We start from the raw sequence: 22,943 nt of genomic DNA on the forward strand, positions 1-22,943 counted from the left end.
GTATACGAGACTTGCTGCGGTTCAATTGGACCATTTCGCACCATCGGCGTGTAACGCTGCACCTTCGCGATGCTTTTTGGCACCAACAATGCTGCTTTTTGCTTGGTTTGTTCGGCGCTTCACAGTGCTGATACATACAATCCCGATTTGAATCGTATGCAATCTAAGCGGATAATCGCGCCAGGAATACCGCAGGACTCAGGAAGACCTCATGCCCACAGACAAGAAACGAAGCGCATCGAATGAACTCGACGTCAAAGGGTCATTCGATGGCGTTCAACGCAATCCCATCTACGAACGGTTGATGAACGCCATCGCCGAACATCGCCTGCATCCGGGGACGAAGCTCGCGGAAGACCGGCTCGCCGCCATCTTCGGCGTGAGCCGCACGGTGGTGCGCGCGGTGCTGCAACAGCTTTCGCATGAACTGGTGGTGACTATCGTGCCGAACCGGGGCGCGTTTATCGCGAGCCCGACGGTGGAAGAAGCGCGCGAACTTTTCGAGGCGCGGCGGCAGATAGAACTGCCCGTGGTCGAGAAGGTTTGCCGGTCCGCGACGAAGAAGGACATTGCGTCATTGAGGGCGCATGTCGCGCGCGAGGAAGATGCACGCAAGCGCAATGACCGGCGCACCGCTGTACGGCTCTCGGGGGAGTTCCATGTGTTGCTGGCGCAGCTTGGCGGCAATCGCTTCATCGAGCGCACCATGCGCGGCCTGCAGATGCTCACGTGTCTGACCATCCTGCTCTACAACGCGCCGACCTCGGAGGCGTGTCCGCACGACGAGCACGCGCGCCTGATCGATGCGCTCGAAGCCGGCAACGTCAAGCTGGCTCAAAAGCTCATGGTCGAGCATCTCGCGCACATCGAAGCTACCCTGCGCCTGCATACGGCGGAAGAAGAGGAGGACGATCTCGAAGCTATCCTGCTGCGTGGCGCGTAGCGTGCGATGTGTGCGATGCGTGCCGGGCGCGCGCTTTTGAACCGCGCGATACCGCACGCTCCACATTAATTTTCCGGCTTTAATGACTTCAGGGCGGCGCAGTATAGTGTGGCTGCAAGCGCCTCGCTTGCGGCGTCCTTCGAGACGCCCCACACGAATCATCACAGCAAAGGACGTCCGATGAGACTCCGCGTTGGCTACGATCTTGCCTATGAGTGTCCGCAGCCGACACCCATGATGCTGATGCTCAACACGCATTACTCGCATGCCAACGATGTGATCGTGGCGGACGTGCTCGCCACCAATCCGCCGGTGCCGATTACTCAGTATCGCGATGGTTTCGGTAATTTGTGCAGCCGGATCGTCGCGCCGCCGGGGCGTTTCGAACTGTCGACTTCCGCATTGCTCAATGTATCGGGCGAGTTCGAAACGCGTCCCGTGGATGGCCGGCAACACGCGGTGGAAGAACTGCCCGACGAGTGCCTCGTCTTTCTCCTCGGCAGCCGGTACTGCGAAACCGATCTGCTATCGGAAGCCGCCTGGCAACTCTTCGGCAATTCCGCGCCGGGCGCGGCCCGCGTGCAGGCAATCTGCGACTTCGCGCATCATCACATCACGTTCGGCTATCACCATGCGCGCCCGACCAAGACGGCCTGGGAGGCTTACCAGGAGCGCGTGGGCGTGTGCCGCGACTTCGCGCATCTCGCGGTGACGCTGTGCCGCGCGCTGAATATTCCGGCACGTTACTGCACCGGCTATATCAGCGATGTCGGCCTGCCGCCGCCTTATGCGCCGATGGATTTCGCGGCGTGGTTCGAGGCCTATGTCGGCGGCACGTGGCAGGTCTTCGACCCGCGCAATAACGCGCCGCGCGTTGGCCGCGTGCTGATGGCGTACGGCCGCGATGCCGCCGATGTCGCGCTCAGCAACACGTTCGGGCAGACCACGCTCGTGAATTTTCATGTCGTTTGCGAGCCCGAGCAGGGCTATTAGAGGCGCGCCGCACGAATAGTCTGCATGGTCGGGAATGCTCAATGCTCGAATAGATGTATTAGTCATTAAAAAGCGAGCACCATCATGCGCAAGCACCTGCCCCGTCTCCTTGTTGCGGACGACGATGCCGCCATTCGTGCGGCCTGCGCTTCAGCACTATCGCTCGAAGGCTACGATGTCCATACGGCCCAAAACGGTTGCGCCGCGCTGGCCGAGATTCGCCGGTGGCGCCCCGAGATTGCCCTGATCGATGTCGAAATGCCGCTCATGGACGGGCGCGAGGTTGCGCGTCAGTTGCGCCAGGCCGACGAGCACAAACTGACGCTCCTGATCGCCGTGACCGCGTTGTCTTCGATGGCGGAACGCGCGGCATCGATACGCGCCGGTTTCAATTACCACTTCACGAAGCCGCTCAGGTTGAGCGCGCTACTCGAAACGCTGGCGCTTCACGCCAGTTCGCTAAAAAGCGCCCGCTGATTCGAGCGCCGTCGTCAAACCGAATGGCGCGCCAGGTTGATGGTGAAGATACACCCGACGCCCGGTAGGTTCGCCACGCTCAACACGCCGCCATACGTCTCGACGATCTTTTTGGAAATCGACAAGCCCAGGCCCAGGCCGCTCTTGTCGGCGGACTGCTGCGTGAATGGTTCGAACATGGTGAGCGTGGAGTCGGGCGGAAGTCCCCCGCAATGGTCTTTCACGTCCATTAGAATGCGGCCGGCCACGGCATAAGCGTTGAGCGACACTTCGCTTTGCGGGCGCGTGAACTTAAACGCGTTTTGCAGCAGATTGCCGAGTGCCGAATAAAGCGCATCGCGGTCGGCGCTGACGGCAAGCGTGCTGTCGACGGGAGACACCGTGAATTTCACGCCTCGCACTTGCGCTGCCAGTTCAGCCGCGTGCGCCACCTCGGTAATGAAGTCGGCCAACGAAAACGTCGCCGCCGACGTCCCGCCGTCCGCCAATTCCTTGACGTCCGCAATGGAGCCGTCGATTAGCGTGCGCAGCGAAGCCAGGCCACGCTGAAGTACCGTTCCCGTGGCGCCCGTCAGGCTCAGACTTCCGGTTCTTGCGGCTTCGAAGGCCGTTGTCGCGATGGACAGTGCGTTTCTCAGTTCGTGTGCAAGTTCACCCGCCCGTTCCTGAGCGGCGCGCTGTTGTTCCTGATTTGTGCTTTGCGCGCGTTGATAACTGAATTCGGTGACAGCCTTCGCAATAGCGTTATCGAGACAGCGGTTTAACGTCCGATATTCATTGATCTGGAATGGCACATCGCGCTCGTGCGCCAAATCGGTAATGGCCTGACAAAGATCGCCGTAATCGTGCACGACCTGAGCGATCGTATAACCGAGCAAATGCAGCGCGTGACCATGCTGTCCGGCCGTTGCGCCCATCTCCGATTCCGTCATGATGCCGCCGGCCGCACCCGATACCGCGCGACTCGCGAGCGGATCGCTGCCTTGCTCGATGCGCAGCGTCTTGATCAATTGGTCGAGAAACATCGGTACGCCGTTTTCGAGCTGCGCATCTGAGGCTGCGCGCGTCGGGCGGCTCGCAACCTTGGCTCGACACCGCTCCACCAGCTCTGAGCGATTATTGGAGAGGAAGTTGTGCATCATGGCCTATGTCCTTGGCGCCACGCGCGTGACCGGCCGGCCATGTGGAGGAAGCAGCTATGCCAGTGAGAGTGAGAGTCAAAAGGCGCGATTGCTCGAACAAGACCGAGCGATCCGAGCCGAACCAAAGAGCGCCTTGCGCGCTCGCGCTGCAATGCTACGCAGCCGGTTCCCGAGAAAAAGTTATTTGATTCCGCGCGTCCAATGTTGCAAATCCGTGAGTGGATTTGCAGTGCGCTTTGCGAGATCGATAACCGCAGCCGGCATTTCGTCGGCCCCAGATCGTTTTAGTTCTATGCATGAAGATTCATTATCATGCAACTCGCACGCGAGCCGCGCACCACGTCCCTCGCATCCTTTAAATAAGCGGGAATCACCTGTTATCGGGCTCACAGCGTATTTATTGACGGCTTGCACATTCAAACCCGCTGAATAATGTTTAACGCGCGATGCGCAAACCTTTGCGGTGCATGGCAGCGCAGATCGATCGGCTATTTGCCGCACGGTTATCCGTAAAACTTTGGTACCGCATGAGCGTGCTCTGTCACAATGTCGCGGATGAGGAGGGAAGCCGTGAATAGACCACTTTTACCGGCGGATTCGCGAGAGGCATTGGCGCGCGACATGGGCGCCGTGGCTGGAATCGGCGCGGTGCCGTCGATACTCAAGATGATCTGCGACGAAACCGGAATGGGTTTCGCGGCCGTCGCGCGCGTCACCGACTCGACCTGGACAGCGTGCGCCGTTCAGGACAACATCAATTTCGGACTGGTGCCGGGCGGACAACTCGAACTGCGCACCACGCTCTGCTCGGAATCGCGGGCCTCGCGTGCGCCGATCATCGTCGATCGGTTCAGCAGCGACACCACGTATCGCGATCATCACACACCCGCCATTTACGGTCTCGAAAGCTATATTTCCGTGCCTATCGTTTTGCCGGACGGCGAGTATTTCGGCAACCTCTGCGCAGTCGATCCGCGTCCGGCGAAGGTATCCGAGCCGCGCGTCGTGCGCATGTTCGAGGTGTTCGCGAATCTCATCGGCATGCAGCTCGCCAGCGAAAAGCGGCAATGGTCCACTGAAGCGCAACTGTTCGACGAGCGCGAGACGGCGCATCTTCGGGAGCAGTTCATCGCGGTATTGGGTCACGATTTGCGCAATCCGTTGAGCGCCGTGAGCGCGAATGGCGAATTGTTGAGCCGGCGCAAGAGCGAGCCGGATCTCGTCGGTATCGGCAATCGGCTCAAGGCGACGGCGGCGCGCATGGCGCGGCTGATCGACGACGTGCTCGATCTCGCGCGCGGCCGTCTCGGCTCGGGCATGTCGGTTAGCATCGTCGCGGTGGATGACATCGCGCCTTACCTGCGCGCGGTCGTCGACGAGCTTTGCGTGGCAAACCCGTCGCGCGCGGTGAATCGCGCCATACAGGTTGATTCCGCGGTCAGTTGCGATCTCGTTCGCATTCAGCAGTTGCTTTCCAACCTGCTCGGCAACGCGATGACTCACGGCGGCGCCGATACGCCCGTCACGGTGGAGATTGCGGTAGAGCGCGATCACCTCACGCTGTCGGTGACCAATGGCGGCGAGCCTATCGCGCCGGAGACGCTCTCAAAAGTGTTCGAGCCTTATTGGCGTCCCGCGACGAGCGCACCGGGCGGCGGGCTCGGACTCGGGCTCTATATCTGCAAGCAGATCGTCTCGGCGCACGGCGGAACGCTCGGAGTGGAATCGAGCGCCGAGATCGGCACGAGGTTCACCGCGCGCATTCCGGTTTGCGCACGAGACGCTGGCTTCTAAACGGCTCAATGCGCCGCCGCAAGCTGGTTCGTGTCATCTCCCTGTTGCCAGCCGAGGCCAAGACTCTTTTGTAGCGACACGAAGTCTTTGAGCAATTCGCCCTGCGCCGCAACCACGTCCTGCTGCGCGGCGAACTGCGTGCGCTGGGCATCGAGCAGATCGATCAAGGTCGACACGCCCGCCTTGTAGCGCTGACGCACGAGGATGGCGGCGCGCTCCGACGACGCATTGACCTCTTCGAGCCGCACTAGATGCTCGCGCTGATAGCCGTAGCGCGCGAGCGCCGAATTGGCGTCCTTGAGCGCGGCCAGCACGGTCTTTTCATAACGCGCCTCGGCTTCGTCGCGCGAAGCCTTCGCGGTATCCACGCTCGCCGCCGTGCGGCCGAAGTCCAGCACGTTCCATTGCAGATACGGCACGCCGAGCCACGAGAAATTCTGCTTGCGCAGTAAATGTCCCGGGTCCGACGCCGTGAAGCCGATATCGCCGAGCAACGTCACCTTCGGAAAATAGTCCGCGACATGCTCGCCGATCTGCGCATTGCTCGATGCGAGGCGCCGTTCCGCCGCGCGGATGTCCGGACGCTGTTGCAGCATCGCCGATGGCTCGCCGATAGCCACCGAAGCTGGCAGGTCGGGCAAGGGCGCGGCCTCACCGAGTTGCGCGTCCAGCGCGCCGGGCGCGCGGCCCGTGAGCACGGCGAGTTGATCCAGCGAATCGGTGATCTGCACCTGCAACGGCACGAGCGTCGCGCGCGTGGTATCCACTTGCGTCGTGAGGCGCTCGACATCCACGTCGGCCGCCGTGCCGCGCGCGCGGCGCTGCTCGGTGAGCGTGAGCATTTGCTGCTGATATTCGGCGGTGCTGCGGCCGAGCGCGAGACGTCGTTGCTGGTCGCGCAAGCCGACGTAGGCGGACGCGACTTCCGCCGCGAGCGACACCTGCGTGTCGGCGAGATCCGCTTTGACAGCGTCGGCTTCGTCGGATGCCGCTTCGACCGCGCGACGCGTGCCGCCGAAGAGATCGAGTTCCCACGAGGCGTCGAAGCCGGCGGTGTAGAAGTCGAGCGGACCACGCCCGCTGGATGTCGCCGTGCCCTGATCCGAACCTCCCGCATTGGATGCAGCGAAGCTGCCGAGATCGGGCGAGCGCATACGCAACGCCGCCGCCGATGCCGACGCCTTCGGCATGCCGTTGGCCTCTTGCCCGCGCAATTGCGAGCGCGCTTGCCGCAGTTTCGCCTGCGCGATTTTCACATCGGGATTGCTGGAAAGCGCTGCATCGACAAGATCGTTCAGTTTCGGGTCGTTCAGCGCGAGCCACCACTTGGCGGGTGCATGCGAGACGTCGACGCCCTGCTGCGGCGTACGCACGAACGTCCCGCTTTTGAGCGATTCCGCCGCGATATCCGGCGCGCCACGGTAATCCGGACCCACCGTGCACGCGGAGCAAATGAGCGCAAGCAAGAACGGCACGGCGCGCCGGCAGCGGAAGGAGTTGAGAGACATCGTTGAATCAGTCATGACATTAGTGGCCGGCGGATGGCGTTTCGCCAGCCTGATGACGCGGCGTTTTGAGCAGAAGGGCGAGCGGCACGCAGGCCAGCAACGCGATCGCGAGGATGAAGAAGGTTTCGGAGTAGGTCATGACGATGGCTTGCTGGCCGATCTGCACGGACAATTGCCCGAGCGCCTGCATCTTGGCGTGCGCCATGTCGCCGCCTTGCGCGAAAAATCCCGCCGCGTTGGCCGCGAGCCGGTCCTGGCCGAGCACCGAATTGGCCGTGAGCGTCTCGCGGATGGCCTCGCCGTGAAAGTCATTACGCCGGTCGATGACCGTCCCGATGATCGCGAGCCCGACCGATCCGCCGAGGTTGCGCGCCATGTTGTAGAGGCCCGCGGCATCGCCGGATTCCTCGCGCGAGACCGCGGCCATGGAGGCTTGATTGAGCGGCATCATTGCGAGCATCTGGCCGAAGCCGCGCAAAATTTGCGAGGCGTAGAAGTCGTGTCCGACGCTTTGCGCCGTCAGCGATATGTCGAGCAGACAGCTCGCCGCGAAGAACAGCAAGCCGGTGATGACGAGCACGCGGAAATCGAACTTGCCGAGCAGACGCGGCAACACGGGCATGATGAGAAACGCCGGCACGCCTGACACCAGCATGATCGAGCCGGACTGCAACGCGTTGTATCCCGCGACGATGCTCAGGAACTGCGGCAGCAGAAACGACACGCAGTAAAGCCCCGCGCCGACCGCGAAGACAATGAGAATCACGCTTGCATAGCGCGGATTGCGCAACAGAGACAGCCGCACGATAGGCCGCTTCGCGAAGACTTGCGACAGCGCGATCAGCAAAAAGCCGAATGCCGTGACGCACGTGAGCAAGACGATCTCGCTCGACTCGAACCACTGATTGCGCTGACCTTCTTCGAGCACGACGGTAAGCGAACTCAGCCCGATGGCGAGTCCCGCGATGCCGAGCCAGTCCGCCTTGAAAAAGGCGTCCCACTGCGGCTTTTCCTGCGGCAGACCGGTGATCAGCAACGCGATCAGCGCGACGCCCACGGGGATGTTGAGAAAGAAGCACCACGACCATGAAATGTTCTCCGCGAGCCAGCCGCCGAGCACGGGACCGAGCAACGGCCCGAGCAGCACGATCAGCCCGAAGATGGTCATGCCCACGGGCATCTGCTCGCGCGGCAGCCGCGTGCGGATGATGGTCTGCGCCGTGGGAATCATCGCGCCGCCGGTGAAGCCTTGGCCGATGCGGCCAGCGATCATCATGGGCAACGAGTGCGAGAAACCGCACATCACCGAGAACACGGTGAAGAGCGTTGCGTTGCTCAGGAGGAAGTTGCGCAGGCCGAAAACGCGCGTGAGCCACGCGGCGAGTGGAATCATCACGATTTCGGACATCAGATAGCCCGTCGAGATCCACGTGCCTTCGGTGCCCGTCGCGCCGATTTCGCCCTGAATTTGCGGCAACGCCGAGTTGGTGATGGAGATGTCGAGCGTGGCCATCAGCGCGCCGAGCGCGCCTGCCGTGACGGCGATCCAGTCGCCGGCGCTCGCGCGCGCGGCACGGGCCTCAGTCATGACTGTTCTCTTCGGCGATATGGCGGCTGTCGTCGGTGGCGGAGCGGGTGTCGACATCGACGGTGACGGACAGACCCGGCAACAGCACCTTGCGCGTTTGCGGACCCGTATCCACGCGAATACGCACCGGCACGCGCTGCACGATCTTCGTGAAGTTGCCGGTGGCATTTTCCGGCGGCAAGAGCGCGAACTGCGCGCCAGTGCCCGGCGAGAAACTCTCGACCACGCCATGCAGATCGGCGCCCTTGATGGCGTCGACATGCAGCGTGGCCGGCTGGCCTACGCGCATGCGGCCCACTTGAGTTTCCTTGAAGTTCGCTTCGAGATAGAGCGCTTCGACCGGGACGATGGTCATGAGCCGCGTGCCCGGCTGCACATACTGACCGACGCGCACGCTGCGGTCGCCTACGCGCCCCGCGAGCGGGCTATAAAGCGTGGTGTCGTGCACGTCGAGGCTGGACTGATCCAGTTGCGCCTGTGCGGCTTCCATCTGTGCCTTCGCCTGCACGATTTGCGCTTCGGTCGCACCGATCTGCGTGCTGGCCGAACGCGCCGCCGCGAGATTCGCGGCGAGCGTGGCGCGCGCCTGATCGCGCGTGCTGACGAGATTGGCAAGACGTTCGGCGGTTTCCGCGCCGCTCGCGGCAAGTGGCTCGTAGCGGCGCACGTCGGCTTCGGCTTGCCGCAAACTCACGCGCGATACCTCCGCTTGCGCCTTCGCCTGTTCTGCGTTGGCCTGCTGCTGTTTGACTTCGGCCTCGGCACGGAGGATGTCGGCGGCGCGGGCGTCCAGCGTGGCCTTGGCCTGATCGAGTTGCGCCTGATACTGCCGCGTGTCCAACCGCGCGACCGGCGCGCCGGCGGCGACCGTCTGATTGTCCGCGACGAGCACTTCGGTGACATAGCCGCTCACCTTCGGCGCGACGGTCACGCTGTCGGCCTTGAGATAGGCGTCGTCCGTGGTTTCGATGAAGCGGCCGACCGTCCACCAGCGCACGCCCCATGCGATGCCGACTACCACCGCGACGATACCGACGACGATAAGCACGCCCTTGCGCGACGGCTTGCGCGTGGTGGTGTCGTTGATCTTGCCGCTATCGGCGGGCGCTTCTGCTGCCATGTTTCTCTCCAACGTTTAACGCGACCGCGAGATAATTACGCGTGTAAGGCACGCAATCGGGGCCGCTGATACTAGACGATATCGTCTAGTATGACGCAAACTAGACGGACGCGTCCAGTTTCATCATGGAGGGGATTGACAATGAAGAAGCCATCGTCGCCACGGGAAGAAGCCACGACAGCGAGCGATCGCGGCAGCAGCGCGCGTGCGCCATTGCAGGCGCGTGGCCGCGCGCGCATCGAGACGGTGCTCGATGCGGCGGCTGAACTGATCGTCGAAAAGGGGCTGACTGGCGTGACCATGCACGGCGTCGCGCGGCAGGCACGCACGCCGATCGGCTCGATGTATCACTTCTTTCCGGACCGCGACAGTCTCTTGAACGCGCTGTGGGACCGCCACATGGCGGCGACCGACGAGATCGAAGCCGAGCTAGTCGGACTCGATACGGATTACTGGCGCGGTATTTCGGCGGAAGCGGTGATCGACCGCTTCATGACGCCGTATATCACGTACCTTGAGCAGCATCCCGACTGCCTGATTCTCATGTCGATCATGCCGCACGACGACGATCACAAGAACAAGCGCAAGGCGGGCACGTTACGCAAGGTCCTCGACGCGCGCATTCCTGGCGTGAAAGCGTCCGAGCGCGCGTTGTATGTGGACATGCTGCATGCGCTCGCGACGGGCGCGCTTGCCATCAAGCTGCGTCCCGCCATGGGCGATGTGCAGCTTGCCGGCCGTTATCTGCGTGAAGTGAGGCGCGCTTTGTCGGCGTATCTCGCGGCGGTGGAGGCGTCGATTGCGGGGTAACGTCGTTCGTTATTCGTCGATGTTGTCTTCGCGGGAGTAGAAGGGCGCGACGAAGAGCTGAACGAAACGCCGGAAGCCTTGCGATTGAGGAGGGCGTCGTCGAGTGTGGCCGAGGCGGCCGATGGGATGGCATACACGAGTTGGATTGAGGATCGTGAACCGACACTAAGCACCGTGAAACGCAAATTTCCGCGCATCTTTAGCGCATTTTACGCACCTCAATCGCCCACTCCAGCACCCGAACAGTGAACTTCGATCAATAACTAAAGTTCAATAACCTCCGGCCGTTAGCGCGTGATATCGGTCCGGCTCATCGAGTGCCGGCGCGCCAACCATTGCACGAGGTTCACTTGATCCCGCTGAGTCGCGCGAAGCGAAGCGCTCCATGAAGCGCAATCCTTTCTTCCGGCTGCTCGCGCGCCTGCGGGTCGGGCACAAGCTGCTGCTCATCTATCTGCTCGACCTGAGCGCGGTGATCTACATCAGCGGCATCCTGATCCACGAGAAGTATCTAGCCATCGATTTCTCGAACAAGGAGATCGTCGGCAACGCCTATGTGCATGTGGTGAAAGACGCGCTCGTCGAAGTCGCATTCGCGGGCGCGGGGCAACGTCTGCCATCGGGTGCATGGCGCAAGTCCATCGACGATCTCGCGAACGCGGAAGCGCAATACGGCGAGCACATGAAGAGCGCCGAGCTCAACGGGACCTTGCGCGAAGCGCTCGACGCGCTCTCTCACGAAACGCCGCCGAAGCCCGCGACGACCAGCGCCGCGCTCGATGCCTGCCGCGAACTCATCACACGCATCGGCAATCAATCGAACCTGATTCTCGATCCCGACCTCGACAGCTACTACGCGATGTCGCAATCGATTCTGCGCTATCCGGCGCTGATCGATGCAGTCGATGGCATCGGCAAACATCTGCACGAAGGGCTCGATCCAGCACGCTCGCGCGAGGAAGTACGCACGCGCTATCTCGTGCTCGAAGGACAACTCGATGGCGTCATGCAAGGTCTGCGCTCCGACTTCGCTGAAGCAGGCGCCGCGAATCACGAACTCGATGCAACGCTCACGCCTTCGTTTGCACGCATGCGTACCTCGGTCGAAGCGTTTCGTCACGCGGCGCGCATCGTCGTGGATGGCAACGCCGCGCCCGATCCCGCTGTCGTATCCATCGTCGATACCGCGCAGCAAGCGCTCGTCGCAAGCGCAAGCACGAGCTGGCGCGTGACAGGCACGCAACTCGACGAGCTGCTGCATGTGCGTGTACATATGCTGTTCTCACGCATGTGGCTGCATCTGGGCACCGCGCTCTTTCTCTTATGCGGCATTCTGGCGATGGTGTATTGCGTCGCGCAGCAGATTTCGTCGCCCTTGCGCAAGCTCGCGCGCGTGATGGATATCGTGCGGCGAACGGGCGATCATTCGCAACGTGCAAGCTGGCATAGTCAGGACGAAATCGGTCAACTGGTGCGTGGCTTCAACGAGATGCTTGCGCAACTCGACCACGAACGCGACGTGCAGAAGGAACTCGCGGCCACGACGCGCGCATCCGCCGCGCAATACGCACTCGTCGAAGCCACGCCCGTGCCGATGGTCGTCACCGCCGTTCCCGGCCACGAAGTGCTGCACGCGAATACGCCCGGCCTCTTCTGGCTCAACGGTTGCGCAACAGACCCGTGGGCCTTCGGTCTCGATTCATCGACGCGTGCACGCTTTTTCCAGCAACTGTCCGACCGCGAGGCTATCGACGAGTTCGAGGTTCACTGGAAAGCCACGGCGCAACCCACGTGGGCGATGCTCTCCGCGCGCCGCCTCAATTTCCAGGGCCGCGACGCCATTCTCACGGCCTTTACGCCGATCAACCAGATCAAGCTGATGGAGCAACGTCTTGAGCTTTGGGGCAGGGTGTTCGAGGCATCGTCGGAGGCGATCGTCATTCTCGATGCCGACGCGCGGCTCGTCACCGCGAATCCCTCGTTCTATCGTGCAACCGGATATCGCAGCGATGACGTGGTCGGCAAGCCGCCCGCGTTTATCGCGGCACACGACGCAAGCGATGAGCGCGGCATCATCGCGCGGCTTGCGAATCGAATTGAACGCAGCGGTACGTGGAACGGCGAAGCGCAGGTGCGACGCAGGCAAGGCGGCGATTATCCAGCGTGGCTCATGGTCAGCACCGTGCGCGACAAGCATAGCAGCGTGTCGCACTATATCTGCACGTTGATCGACATCACGGACCGCAAGAAGAGCGAGGCGCGTATCCAGTTTCTGGCGGAGCATGACGTGCTCACGGAACTGCCGAATCGCGCGTTGTTCGGCACGCGTCTCGAAGTGGCGATCGCGCAAGCTCAAAGCACGCGGCAACGCGTAGCGGTGCTGTTCATCGATCTCGACCGCTTCAAGAATATCAACGATTCGCTGGGTCATCATATCGGCGATGGTCTGTTGCGTTCGGTGTCGCGGCGTCTCCTCAAGGCCGTGCGCAGCAACGATACGGTCAGCCGTCTTGGCGGCGACGAGTTCACCGTCATTCTCAACGGCGTGACCAACGCAGCCGATGTGCTGCGTACCGTCGAAGAGCGTTTCTTCGCGCTCTTGCGTGAGCCGCATGAAGTGAGCGGCGTGACGTTGCAGGTGTCGTGCAGCGTGGGCGTCGCGCTGTATCCGGAAGATGGCGCGGACATCGACACGCTCATGCAAAACGCCGACTCCGCGATGTATCAGGCCAAAGCGGCGGGGCGCAATCTCGTGAAGTTCTTTTCGGCCGACATGGCAGAGCACGTGCGTTATCGGCTCTCGCTCGAAGCATGTCTGCGTACCGCGATAGAACGCAACGAATTGCGCATTGCGTGGCAGCCTTGTCTCGATGCGCGCACCGGCATGCTGACGAGCGTCGAAGGCTTGTTACGTTGGGATAGTCCGGCGCTTGGCTCCGTCATGCCTTCGCAGTTCATTCCCGTGGCCGAAGAGACGCGGCTCATCATTCCGATGGGCGCGTGGGTCATCGACGAAGCATGTCGTCAGGTTGCAACGTGGCGCGAGCGCGATGGTCTGGAAATAAGCGCTTCCGTGAACGTATCGGCGATTCAATTGCGCGATCCCGAACTCGTGGGCGTGCTCGCGCGCAGTCTCACGAAGTATCGCGTGTTGCCGCAGTTTCTCGAACTCGAGATCACCGAAACGGTGCTCATGGATAACGCCGAGAGCTACGTCGCGGCCATCCGCGCGATTCGTGCGCTCGGCGTGAAGCTCTCGCTCGATGACTTCGGCACCGGTTATTCGAGCCTCAGTTACCTCAATCGCTTTCCGCTTGACCGTCTCAAGATAGATCGAGCGTTCGTGCACGACATGCTCGATGCGCCAGCCGATCTCGCTATCGTGAAGGCGATCATCGATCTCGGGCACGAATTGGGCTTGCGTGTGGTTGCGGAAGGCGTGGAGAGCGAACATCAGGCGGATACGCTGCGCGGCATCGGTTGCGATGAACTGCAAGGCTTTCTCTTCTCGCAAGCATTGCCAGCGAACGAGTTGCTTGCATGGGCCAGCGCGCTGGACGCAACGCCTGTACTTTCGATGGAGCCCTGAAGGCGCGTCCGGGCGACTTGTCGTCGAGTTGGTAGACGGTTGACATGATGATCGACCATCGGAAGCCGGCGTATTGCCGGCCTCACTGTCAGGCGGTGAGGAAGCTTCGCGAAAACTTCATCGCAACGTGATCTGCTATACACCTCCACCGCTTGATGCAGCGATTCCAAAAAGCCGCGAACGTGCCATTCATTTACCGAACTCCAAGCCCTGCGAGCAACGCGCCATCGATCTTGTGATCCGAGCCGCTGATGAAAAGCGCGCGATCCGACACGAGGAACGCGACCAGTTCGGCCACTTCTTCGGGTTCGCCGATCCGCCCGAGCGGATGCGCTGCGCCGAATCGCGCGAAGGCTTCCTCGACGTTCGCGTCCGGTCCGTCGAAGGTTCGCGCGGCGAGTTCGAGAATCGGCGTGCGTACCGATGCGGGGCTCACCGACGTGACGCGAATCTTGTCGGGTGCGAAGTCGATTGCCATCGCTCGCGTCATTGCATGGATCGCGCCTTTAGATGCCACGTAGGCCGCGACGCCTGCCTGACAACTAAAGCCCTGAACGCTCGATATATTGACGATCGCGCCACCGCCGCGCTTGCGCATTTCGGGCACGCCGAAGTGCGCGGTCAGATGAATCGAGCCTACGTTCACGTTCATGCAGCGCGCAAACGTCTCGTGCGATGTCTCGACGAGATCGCCATAAGGATGAATGGCCGCCGAATTGACGATGATATCGAGCCCGCCAAATAGTTCGACCGTCTCGCGCATCGCCGCTTCGACTTGCGCCGGGTCCGACACATCCGCCTTGAGCACGGTCACTTTCAGCCCCGCATCCTCGGCGCGTCGACGCAAGGCGGCGTTCAACGTTTCATCGATGCCTAACGCCGCGACGTGCGCGCCTCCCGCAGCCATTCGCAAGACGACAGACGCACCTATTCCCGATGTTCCCGTGACGAGGGCGATTTTGTTGTCGAGATCATGGCTCATTGCGTGGACTCCGTCATCGTTATCTAGGTCGCGCGTATCGCGCACCAAAGATCTTACGTTAGAGCGTGGTCCCATCGAGCGTCAACTTGTCGTTCGGGAGCGATTCGTGCATCCACGGCACGCGTAGCGAATGGATGGAAAGCACGGAGAGCACCGCATGCTCGTCGTACGAGTAATCAAAATCAAACATACGAGGCGTCAATGGCTGCACAAAGCCCAAGGAGAAGAGACGAATGCGACTTCGTACGATGGGGAATGACACCCTCAGCACGATACATCTGAAGGAACGAGCGCAAAGATCGAAGATTCGAGCGCTTGTCTTCGTCACGCTGACGTGCTGGCTCAATGCCGCATTCCCGGCGGCGCAGGAAAAAACGCATACGCAAACGCACACACACGCGCATAAGCGCGCGCAGAAGCATGCGCGTCATAGCCAGGCAAACGTAAATGCGACAGCAAAAGCGGCAGCTGCGGAACCCGTGAATCTCGACCGCTCCGGCAAGGAACGCAAGGGCAAGGCTTCGTATTACGGCCGAAACTTCTACAAGAAGAAAATGGCCGACGGTACGCCGATGAATCCGCAGTCCAATTCGGCGGCAAGCAAGACGCTTCCGCTCGGTACGAAAGCGCGCGTGACGAATCTGGAGAACGGCAATAGCGACGTAGTCGAGATCAGGGATCGCGGTCCTTACGTGAAAGACCGGATCGTGGATGTATCGCCGAAAACCGCCGATAAGCTCGGCTTGAAGGAAAACGGCACCGCGCCCGTCGAAGTCAAACCCGTGGAAGTTCCACAGGCCGATGGTACGGTGAAGCCGGGCGCAGGCGCGACTTCCTCTAACTGAACCGGCGCGCGATTATCAGCGTAACGAAGATCGCGCGCGCGGCATCAAAAGTCCGCAGTCACCGACATCAGCAACGTACGCGGTTTTCCCATTGTCAGATAGGCGCCCGTCGTCGACGACCAGTACGATTTGTTCGTCACGTTTTCCACCGTGGCGCGCAGCGTCGTTACGTGCTTGAACACGGTCGTCGTATAGCGCGCGCCGAGATCGAAGCGGTCCCACGCGGGTATCGATAAATGGTTGGCCGCGTCCAGATACTGATTGCTCGTGTGGATCCACGCCGCGTTGAACGTCAGGCCGGGCACCCAAGGCAGATCGTATTCGCCGCCCAAATTGAAGAGATAACTCGGCACACCAATGGGCCGATAACCATCGGTTGCGCCGCCGTTCGTATCGAGTTGCTTCGCGTTCAGCAACGTCGCGCCGGCGAGCACGCGCACGCCCTTGAGCGGTTCGCCATACACCGACATTTCGATTCCGCGATGCCGTTGCGTTCCGTTCGTGGCGAAGATGTTGTTCGTGCTGTCCGTGTACGCCGTGGGCTGCTCGATCTGGAACAGCGCGAGCTCCGCGCCAAACCGATTCGTATCGTACTTCGTGCCCACTTCGTATTGCTTCGTGCGGTTCGGCGAGAGCGTCTGCCCGACATTGGCGGCACCGAACGGCGCCGTCTGTCCTGCCGCGAGCGACTCGGCGCGATTCGCGAAGAGGGAGATCGTGTTGGTCGGCTTCACGACGAGACCGAAGATCGGCGTGTTGATCGACTGATCATAGGTGTTCGAGATCGCGTCCGTGCCGACCGTATAGTTGTTCTGATGCAGTTGCTGATGACGCGCGCCGATGGTGAAGAGCACGCGGTCGTTGAGAAAGCCGAGCGTATCGGATACTGCGAAACTGCGCGTGAGGATGCGGTCCGCGAGACCCGGATCGGAGAAACTGCCCGCGACGAAGCTCGTCGCCGCCGGTTCCGGCACGACGCCGCCGCCATAGAGCGTCGTCGGGAAGGGCCCGCTGAAGGCGAATGCCTCGCGGTCTTCGACGCTCGTGATGGCAAAACCCGCCGAGACGAGATGCGAGACCGGACCCGTCACGAAGCGGCCGCGCACGCCGGCTTCGCCGGACAGCGCGTCGGTGGTGCGCAATACGTCGCCGCGCGTGCTCGTGGTGCCCGTGAGCGCGTTGAAGGTCGGTGACGAATACGTGCCGTCCTCGTGTGTGCGCCGGATGCCGCCACTGGCGTATGCGGTCCATCCAGGCAAGAAGTCGTATTCCGCGCGCGCGATGCCTACCGTGTCTTCCAGCGTGCTATGCGTCCACGGCTGCGCGAAGTTGTGCGTGGCGGACAGCGGCTCGGGCACCACGTCGCCCGTGACGGAAACCGTCGAGCGGCCCTGGTCGATGTTCTTGCGCTGGTAAAGGAAATCGCCATACAAACGCAGCTTGTCGCCGCGCCAGTCGAGCGAAACGGCGGTGGTCTGGTTATGGCGGAACTCGTCGTCGATGCTGGTTTCGCCGCCGTCTATCGAGCCATTCACGCGAACGCCGAATTGTCCTTCGCTGCCGAAGCGCCGACCCACGTCGACGTGCGTGCCGATCTGACCGGACGCGCTGCCATCGACGGTGACGCGCGTGAGCGGTTTATCGTCGGCGCGCTTAAGTTCGAGATTGATGCCGCCGCCGATTGCCGAGCCAGTCGGCGACGCGCCGTTCAGGAACGCGTTGGCGCCTTTGAATACGTCGACGCGTTCCAATACATCAGGCGAGACGAGCTGACGCGGCGTGATGCCGTACAGGCCGTTGAGCGAGATGTCGTCGCCATTGAGCTGGAAGCCGCGAATCACGAATACTTCAGAGAAGTTGCCGAAGCCATATGCGGGACGAACGGCGGGATCGTGCGCCAGCAGATCGCCGATGGTGCGCGCTTGCGAATCCTCGATCGCTTTTGCCGTATAACTCGTCATGCTGAACGGAACATCGATGAGCTTCTGACTGCCCAGCACGCCGAACTGGGCGCCGCGCGCAACCTGTCCGCCCGCGTATGCGGGTTCGAAATCGCCGGGAAGCGTTTCGGCGACGCCGCGCACGTTCACGGCGGGCAGCGCGGTGTCTGCATTGGCCGGCGATGCCTGCGGCTCTGTTTGCGCTCGTGCGGTGATACTCAAAGAGGCGGGCAACACGGCGCAGACAAAAAGTCGAAGAACCGCCGCATAAACTTTGCGAACGCGCGGGCGCGACAGAGCAGTTGCTGACATAGCGAAGAAAATCCGAAGGAGAACCGCTGTTAGAGGTGCTATGCGTTGCCACGTGTGGTGCCGAGAAGATGCGATGCGGTCGTCGCGAGAGGACGGATGCATGCGTGCTGCGATTTTAGTGAAATGCGAACGATTCGCATATACGTTTTTTCAAACGCGTCGAGCGGTGTTGCAGGTCGACAACCGAAAGCGTTTGCGTCGATCGATCGGCAGGTAGACGGTGTTTCAATCAACAGAGGATTGGTTCAGTTGCTCCATGCGCCATGCGACGAGCGCCTCGGCATCGCATGCAAGCTTCGTCATGCGCAGGCCGCACGTCCATGCGAGACGCGAGAGAACGAAGGCATCCGCGTATGTCGTCAGACCGGCAAGGGGTACGCCGAGCGATGCATCCGGAAGCAAGCGTTCGTGCCATAGCAAGCCGGCATCGTTTCGCCATGCAACGACGCGCGCACCGTTCAAGCTCGCGCGATGCGCAAACGCGCGGCTATCCGAGCAACGTTCATCGCATACGACGAGGAGACGCATGCGTGCCGCCTTCGTATCGCCGATGCTTCCGATGGCCCACGCATACGCCGCCGCCAGGGATACGCCAGTCAAGAATTCGCGGCGGGCGCGTCTCATCGAGCGTCCTTCGACCGAGCGGCAGGCCAGATACCCTGCTTGCCGGGCGACAGAATGCCATTCGGATCGAGCGCGGTTTTCAGCGTGTTCGTGAGCCGCATCAACGCGTGGTCGTTGAAGTCGTATTGCGAAGCCGCAAGGTCCATATACGCGAGATGCGTGCGATATTGGCCATAGCCGGCCTGGCCCGCATCCTCGATCAGCGTGCGCACCAGCGTGCCCGCAGCATTTGTTCGAGCGCTGTCGTCGCGGTCGAAAATGGCCGCGAAGATGTGATGCATGTGTCGCCGTTCCGCCGTGAAGCCGCCGTAGTAATCGAAGCCGAACTGTGCGGCGCGGTCACGCACCATCATGTATTGCTTGGTTGCATCGGCGCCGGTTGGCGGGCATATCGGCGAGAAGTCGACATGCGCGCCCGAACCGCCACGCCAGTTCAGCATGTTGAACGCATTGAGTCCGGGAATGCCGACCTGACTGCGATCGCCGCCGCCTGTCGGTTCATCGGATGCGTCGCGATAGGGCATGTCGAAGAGGCGTGCATCGGCAATCGATGCAAAGCGCCGATGGATGATGTCGCGCCGCACGTTGACCAGTTCGCGCGGTCCATAAAGACAGAAGCGCAGGTTCCAGCGGCCGATGTCGATGTCGCGCGCCATTGCGTCGATGGCCGCTTCGGGCATCGCACCGGGGCCGTCGTACCACCGCTTGCGTGTCGATACGCCCGCCGCCCAGCGCACCGCGCTTTCGATGACAGCGCTGCTCTGTATCGTGTCGTCCAGCTTCAATGGCCGCAGCGTTTCGACGATCCGTTCGAGGTCGTTATCGCGTTTGAAGGCATAGCGCGCGATCATGTAGCCCTCGGGCTCGGGCATGAGCCACACGCCGAGCTTGGTCACGATGCCCAGATTCGACTGCGCGAACATGGTGTCATAAGAAGGACCGAAACCGGGCTTGAACACTTGCCAGTCGCGGCTCGCGTTCATGGCGCCCATGCCGGTGCGCACGACATCGCCGTTTGCAAGCACCACTTCCATGCCGCATTGCATCGCGGCATGGTCGCCATACGGCGTCGTGCCATAACCGCGCTCGAGCGTGTTGCCGATGACGCTGCCCCAGCCCGCCGCCGGCGGATCGAGCCATAAACGCGTGCCACGCGCCTTCAATTCACGATACAGGTCGTAGTAACTCACGCCGGGTTCGACGAGCGCATAAGCCAGTTTTTCGTCGATCTCGAGTATGCGGTTCATGCGTTGCAGATCGAGCACGACGCTGCCCGCAAGCCTTGGCGCCGCGCCGCCGTAAGCGAAGTTGCGTCCCGTCGATACGCTCCACAGCGGCACTTTGAATCGGTTCGCCACTTGCAGGACCGCGCGGATCTGCTCCACGCTTGATGGCATGACGACCGCTGACGCTTGCCACATGCGGGCATCGCCGGGAGCGAAAGGATCGAGATAAGCAGGCTGCGCCTCATTGAACGAAAGCACGGCGGCGCGGCCAACTATGTCGATGAACGCAGTCAGCGCGCTTTTAAATTCGCGCGGAGGCGGCGTCGCCACCGCGCGGGTCAATAGCCGCCGCTGCTGCCGCTGCTCGATGACGTGCCCGACGAGCTTGCACCGGCGCCGTCGGTCTGACAGCCAGCGAGGGATAGGGCGAGCACGGCAAGCAATAGCGAAAACGCACGAACGAGTTTCATGGGTCACTCCAGGTCGAATAGCTACGAGGCGGCCGCAAGACACGGCATCCTCCATCTAAACGAACCGGGCGCGCGGAATATTCCCTTGGTTCTGCTCTCGCTTATTCGAGTACGGTGTTAGGCGTCGCGCTGAACGACATGAAGCGGGCGATGGACCATTGACCGTCCGGTTGCCGCTGGAAAATGTCCATGCCTGCTTCTTCGGTCACGCTCTCTTTGTCACCCATGCGGGCGGTGAGCGTCCAGAACAATCGCACGATGGTTATATCGCCGGAAACGATGATCTCGCGAATGTCTGGGCTGTCGTATTTCAAGCTTAGTCCGGGCTTTGCAAACAGCACCGCGAGCTTCTTGCAGATCGTGTCGCGATTGCCATCGAGCGCTTCCGGGACGGTCGAAACCAGGTCGGGCGCGAAGATATCGCAGACGCCTTTGGCATCGCGCGCGTTGAAAGCCTTTGACCATGCTTGCAGCCTTTGCGCGATCGCGGCCTTGTCGGCGTTTGCATCGGCGTGAGCAGGCGTCGTCACGACAATGCTCGCGAGCATTGCACCGGTCGTCAGCACTCTCTTGATCATGAAAACGCTCCAAGTCGACAAGACCCGATGGCGATTCTAAGTGAGATGCATGGTGTTGAGCGGCATCCGGGGTGCTCTGCTTTCCTCCCTTACGTCCACGATTCGCGCTGTCCGGCGCTTTGCCAAGGCATCGAATTCGATCCCGGCGTGATCGAGTGCCGATCATGTTGAGCGAATTATCAATCCAAACGATCGCACCTAAGATGCTCTTTCATCACTAAACCCAAGGAGCATCGCCATGAACATCGAAACACGCGGAGCGAGGATTCACGTCAAGGAACAAGGAAGCAGCGAGCCGGCACTCGTGTTTCTCCACTACTGGGGCGGGTCGTCACGGACATGGGACGGCGTTATCGGCGCATTGTCGAACGCTCGACACACCATCGCGCTCGATCATCGTGGATGGGGCGAATCCGGCGCGACCGAGCAAGCCTACGCAATAGCCGATCTTGCAAACGACGCAGCAGACGTCGTCGAAGCACTGCACTTGCAGCGCTACATCCTGATCGGTCATTCGATGGGCGGCAAGGTCGCGCAATTGCTCGCATCGCGCAGGCCTCGCGGATTGCAGGGCGTCGTGCTTATCGCGCCCTCGCCGCCCTCGCCGATGCAGCTTCCCGATGCCCAGCGAGCCGCGATGGCCGCAGCCTACGACTCGCGCGAATCGGTCGAATGGGTCATGGATAACGTGCTCACCGCAAGTCCGCTTGCGCCCGAGTTGCGCGAGCAAGTGATTGCCGACAGCTTGCGTGGCGCGCCGCAAGCCAAGGCGGCGTGGCCGAACGCCGCCATGCTCGAAGACATCACGAATGAAGTCGGGTCGATCAGTGTTCCCGTCACGGTGATCTCAGGCGAACTCGACCAGGTGGACCGCGTCGAGACCTTGCGGAAGGAACTGTTGCCTCGCATAGCGGACGCGCGCCTTCATGTCTTGCCCGGCGTCGGGCACTTATCGCCACTTGAAGCGCCAGCAGCGGTCGCTGCGCTTATCGAAAAGTTCATCGACGAACTGCAAGCGCGTTGAACGGAATCAGCGTGACGTGCGGTCCCAAGGCGGCTCGTCGCCGAACGCGGCGACCAAACTATCGAGCAGAAGCCGCACTTTCAGCGGCATATGTCGTGCGCTCGGATAAACCGCCTGAATCGCCAACTCCGGCGTCCGATAGTCCGGCAGCAGCGCGACGAGATTCCCCCGCGCGATGTGTTCGCCGAACACGAAGGTCGGCCCATACGCGATACCCGCGCCCGCAAGCGCCGCAGCCAGCAGCATCTGCGTGTTGTTCGCGGCCATGCGGCATGGCCCGTCGATGACATGCGCGCGGCCTTTCGTATCGGCGAGCGTCCAGTCTCCCACCGACACCGCTTCGCTGAACGCGAGTCGCGGCGCTTGCCGCAAGTCGTCGGGGTTGCGCGGCGTGCCGTGTCGTTCGACATAGCCGGGCGATGCGCAGATGACCATTCGACACGGCGCGAGCCTGCGCGCGACGAGGCCGGAGTCGTTGAGGCGACCGATACGTATCGCCACGTCCACGCCGGCTTCGAGCAGATCGACATAGCGGTCATTCAACGACACTTCTATCGTGACATGCGGATGCTGCTCAAGATATGCAGCGAGGACATCGCCGAGATGCATCGCTCCGAACGTGACGGGCGCCGCGATTCGCAACACGCCACGCGGCGTGTCCTGTGCGTCGCTCGCCTCGCGATTGGCCTCTTCGTAGGCTTCGAGGATGCGTTTGCATCGCTCGTAATAGTGTTGGCCGACCTCGGTCAGACTCAGCTTGCGCGTCGTGCGATGCAGAAGCCGCGCGTTCAGTTCGGCTTCGATTGCGCTCACGTACTTGCCGGCCATCGCGGGCGATAACCCGAAACGTCGCGCGGCAGCGGCGAAACTGCCGCCATCGACGGTCGCGACGAATACTTCGATGCCGGTCAGGCGGTCCATGCGTTCCTCGGCTTTCGTGGCGGGATTGACCTGGTGCCGCGTGATCTTCTCACGCTT

General features: G+C 61.7%; 20 protein-coding genes. 8 read left to right on the plus strand and 12 right to left on the minus strand.

Translation table 11 applies throughout. The features are described from left to right. The first annotated feature begins 211 nt into the window (after positions 1-211). The 3 genes from NCR98_RS21140 to NCR98_RS21150 all read left to right on the plus strand — a co-directional run bounded on the left by NCR98_RS21140 (position 212) and on the right by NCR98_RS21150 (position 2,413). The gene (locus NCR98_RS21140) at positions 212-943 is read left to right on the plus strand and encodes a GntR family transcriptional regulator (RefSeq protein WP_250493916.1); all 732 of its coding nucleotides are present in this window, start codon (positions 212-214) and stop codon (positions 941-943) included. A 180-nt stretch (positions 944-1,123) separates the two neighbouring features. Continuing rightward, a complete protein-coding gene (locus NCR98_RS21145; RefSeq protein ID WP_250493917.1) occupies positions 1,124-1,936 on the plus strand; it encodes a transglutaminase-like domain-containing protein in 813 nt (270 codons plus the stop codon). A gap of 84 nt (positions 1,937-2,020) precedes the next feature. Beyond that, positions 2,021-2,413 carry a response regulator gene (locus NCR98_RS21150; protein WP_250467872.1) on the plus strand — a complete coding sequence of 131 codons (393 nt, stop codon included), beginning with the start codon at positions 2,021-2,023 and terminating at the stop codon, positions 2,411-2,413. Between the two features lie 14 nt (positions 2,414-2,427). Here NCR98_RS21150 and NCR98_RS21155 read toward each other — a convergent pair whose 3' ends face one another. After that, positions 2,428-3,438 carry a sensor histidine kinase gene (locus NCR98_RS21155; protein ID WP_350029515.1) on the minus strand — a complete coding sequence of 337 codons (1,011 nt, stop codon included), beginning with the start codon at positions 3,436-3,438 and terminating at the stop codon, positions 2,428-2,430. A 687-nt stretch (positions 3,439-4,125) separates the two neighbouring features. Between NCR98_RS21155 and NCR98_RS21160 the strand changes: the two genes are divergently transcribed. Further along, complete coding sequence (locus NCR98_RS21160) at positions 4,126-5,349, plus strand: GAF domain-containing sensor histidine kinase (protein ID WP_250467874.1); 1,224 nt, start codon at positions 4,126-4,128, stop codon at positions 5,347-5,349. A gap of 5 nt (positions 5,350-5,354) precedes the next feature. On the opposite strand, the gene NCR98_RS21165 is transcribed toward NCR98_RS21160, so the two are convergent. The 3 genes from NCR98_RS21165 to NCR98_RS21175 are packed head-to-tail and all read right to left on the minus strand — an operon-like array spanning position 5,355 to position 9,565. Next, positions 5,355-6,857, minus strand: a complete 1,503-nt coding sequence (locus NCR98_RS21165; RefSeq protein WP_250527183.1) for an efflux transporter outer membrane subunit — start codon at positions 6,855-6,857, stop codon at positions 5,355-5,357. Between the two features lie 19 nt (positions 6,858-6,876). Beyond that, entirely contained in the window at positions 6,877-8,445 is a 1,569-nt protein-coding gene (locus NCR98_RS21170; RefSeq protein WP_250527184.1) for an MDR family MFS transporter, read from the minus strand. After that, entirely contained in the window at positions 8,438-9,565 is a 1,128-nt protein-coding gene (locus tag NCR98_RS21175) for an HlyD family secretion protein (RefSeq protein ID WP_244831190.1), read from the minus strand. Before NCR98_RS21175 ends, NCR98_RS21170 begins: the two co-directional genes overlap by 8 nt. 141 nt (positions 9,566-9,706) lie before the next feature. On the opposite strand from NCR98_RS21175, the gene NCR98_RS21180 reads away from it, so the two are divergent. Continuing rightward, on the plus strand, positions 9,707-10,375 hold the full coding sequence (locus tag NCR98_RS21180; RefSeq protein WP_244831191.1) for a TetR/AcrR family transcriptional regulator: 669 nt from the start codon (positions 9,707-9,709) through the stop codon (positions 10,373-10,375). 385 nt (positions 10,376-10,760) lie between these two features. Then, entirely contained in the window at positions 10,761-13,964 is a 3,204-nt protein-coding gene (locus NCR98_RS21185) for a bifunctional diguanylate cyclase/phosphodiesterase (RefSeq protein ID WP_250527185.1), read from the plus strand. A 193-nt stretch (positions 13,965-14,157) separates the two neighbouring features. On the opposite strand, the gene NCR98_RS21190 is transcribed toward NCR98_RS21185, so the two are convergent. Then, complete coding sequence (locus tag NCR98_RS21190; protein ID WP_250467879.1) at positions 14,158-14,946, minus strand: SDR family NAD(P)-dependent oxidoreductase; 789 nt, start codon at positions 14,944-14,946, stop codon at positions 14,158-14,160. A 58-nt stretch (positions 14,947-15,004) separates the two neighbouring features. Further along, entirely contained in the window at positions 15,005-15,136 is a 132-nt protein-coding gene (locus tag NCR98_RS33345; RefSeq protein WP_284503895.1) for a hypothetical protein, read from the minus strand. Between the two features lie 43 nt (positions 15,137-15,179). On the opposite strand from NCR98_RS33345, the gene NCR98_RS21195 reads away from it, so the two are divergent. Further along, positions 15,180-15,791, plus strand: coding sequence for a septal ring lytic transglycosylase RlpA family protein (locus tag NCR98_RS21195; protein ID WP_250527186.1), 612 nt, complete (start codon positions 15,180-15,182; stop codon positions 15,789-15,791). Between the two features lie 44 nt (positions 15,792-15,835). Here NCR98_RS21195 and NCR98_RS21200 read toward each other — a convergent pair whose 3' ends face one another. The 5 genes from NCR98_RS21200 to NCR98_RS21215 all read right to left on the minus strand — a co-directional run bounded on the left by NCR98_RS21200 (position 15,836) and on the right by NCR98_RS21215 (position 20,941). Then, a complete protein-coding gene (locus NCR98_RS21200; RefSeq protein WP_250467881.1) occupies positions 15,836-18,043 on the minus strand; it encodes a TonB-dependent receptor in 2,208 nt (735 codons plus the stop codon). Positions 18,044-18,268: 225 nt separating this feature from the next. Then, positions 18,269-18,667 (minus strand): hypothetical protein, encoded by a 399-nt coding sequence (locus tag NCR98_RS21205; RefSeq protein ID WP_250527187.1) that lies wholly within the window; start codon positions 18,665-18,667, stop codon positions 18,269-18,271. Further along, positions 18,664-20,223 (minus strand): FAD-binding oxidoreductase, encoded by a 1,560-nt coding sequence (locus tag NCR98_RS21210; RefSeq protein ID WP_502799782.1) that lies wholly within the window; start codon positions 20,221-20,223, stop codon positions 18,664-18,666. Before NCR98_RS21210 ends, NCR98_RS21205 begins: the two co-directional genes overlap by 4 nt. Positions 20,224-20,231: 8 nt before the next feature. Then, positions 20,232-20,363 carry a hypothetical protein gene (locus NCR98_RS33350; protein WP_255784980.1) on the minus strand — a complete coding sequence of 44 codons (132 nt, stop codon included), beginning with the start codon at positions 20,361-20,363 and terminating at the stop codon, positions 20,232-20,234. Between the two features lie 101 nt (positions 20,364-20,464). Next, positions 20,465-20,941: a YybH family protein gene (locus tag NCR98_RS21215; RefSeq protein WP_250527188.1), complete on the minus strand. Its 477-nt coding sequence runs from the start codon at positions 20,939-20,941 to the stop codon at positions 20,465-20,467. Between the two features lie 238 nt (positions 20,942-21,179). On the opposite strand from NCR98_RS21215, the gene NCR98_RS21220 reads away from it, so the two are divergent. Then, positions 21,180-21,965 (plus strand): alpha/beta fold hydrolase, encoded by a 786-nt coding sequence (locus NCR98_RS21220; protein WP_250527189.1) that lies wholly within the window; start codon positions 21,180-21,182, stop codon positions 21,963-21,965. Positions 21,966-21,971: 6 nt separating this feature from the next. On the opposite strand, the gene NCR98_RS21225 is transcribed toward NCR98_RS21220, so the two are convergent. Beyond that, positions 21,972-22,886, minus strand: coding sequence for a LysR family transcriptional regulator (locus NCR98_RS21225; protein WP_250511686.1), 915 nt, complete (start codon positions 22,884-22,886; stop codon positions 21,972-21,974). Positions 22,887-22,943: the final 57 nt, after the last annotated feature.

This window comes from Caballeronia sp. GAWG2-1, assembly GCF_023631405.1.
Lineage (GTDB): Bacteria > Pseudomonadota > Gammaproteobacteria > Burkholderiales > Burkholderiaceae > Caballeronia.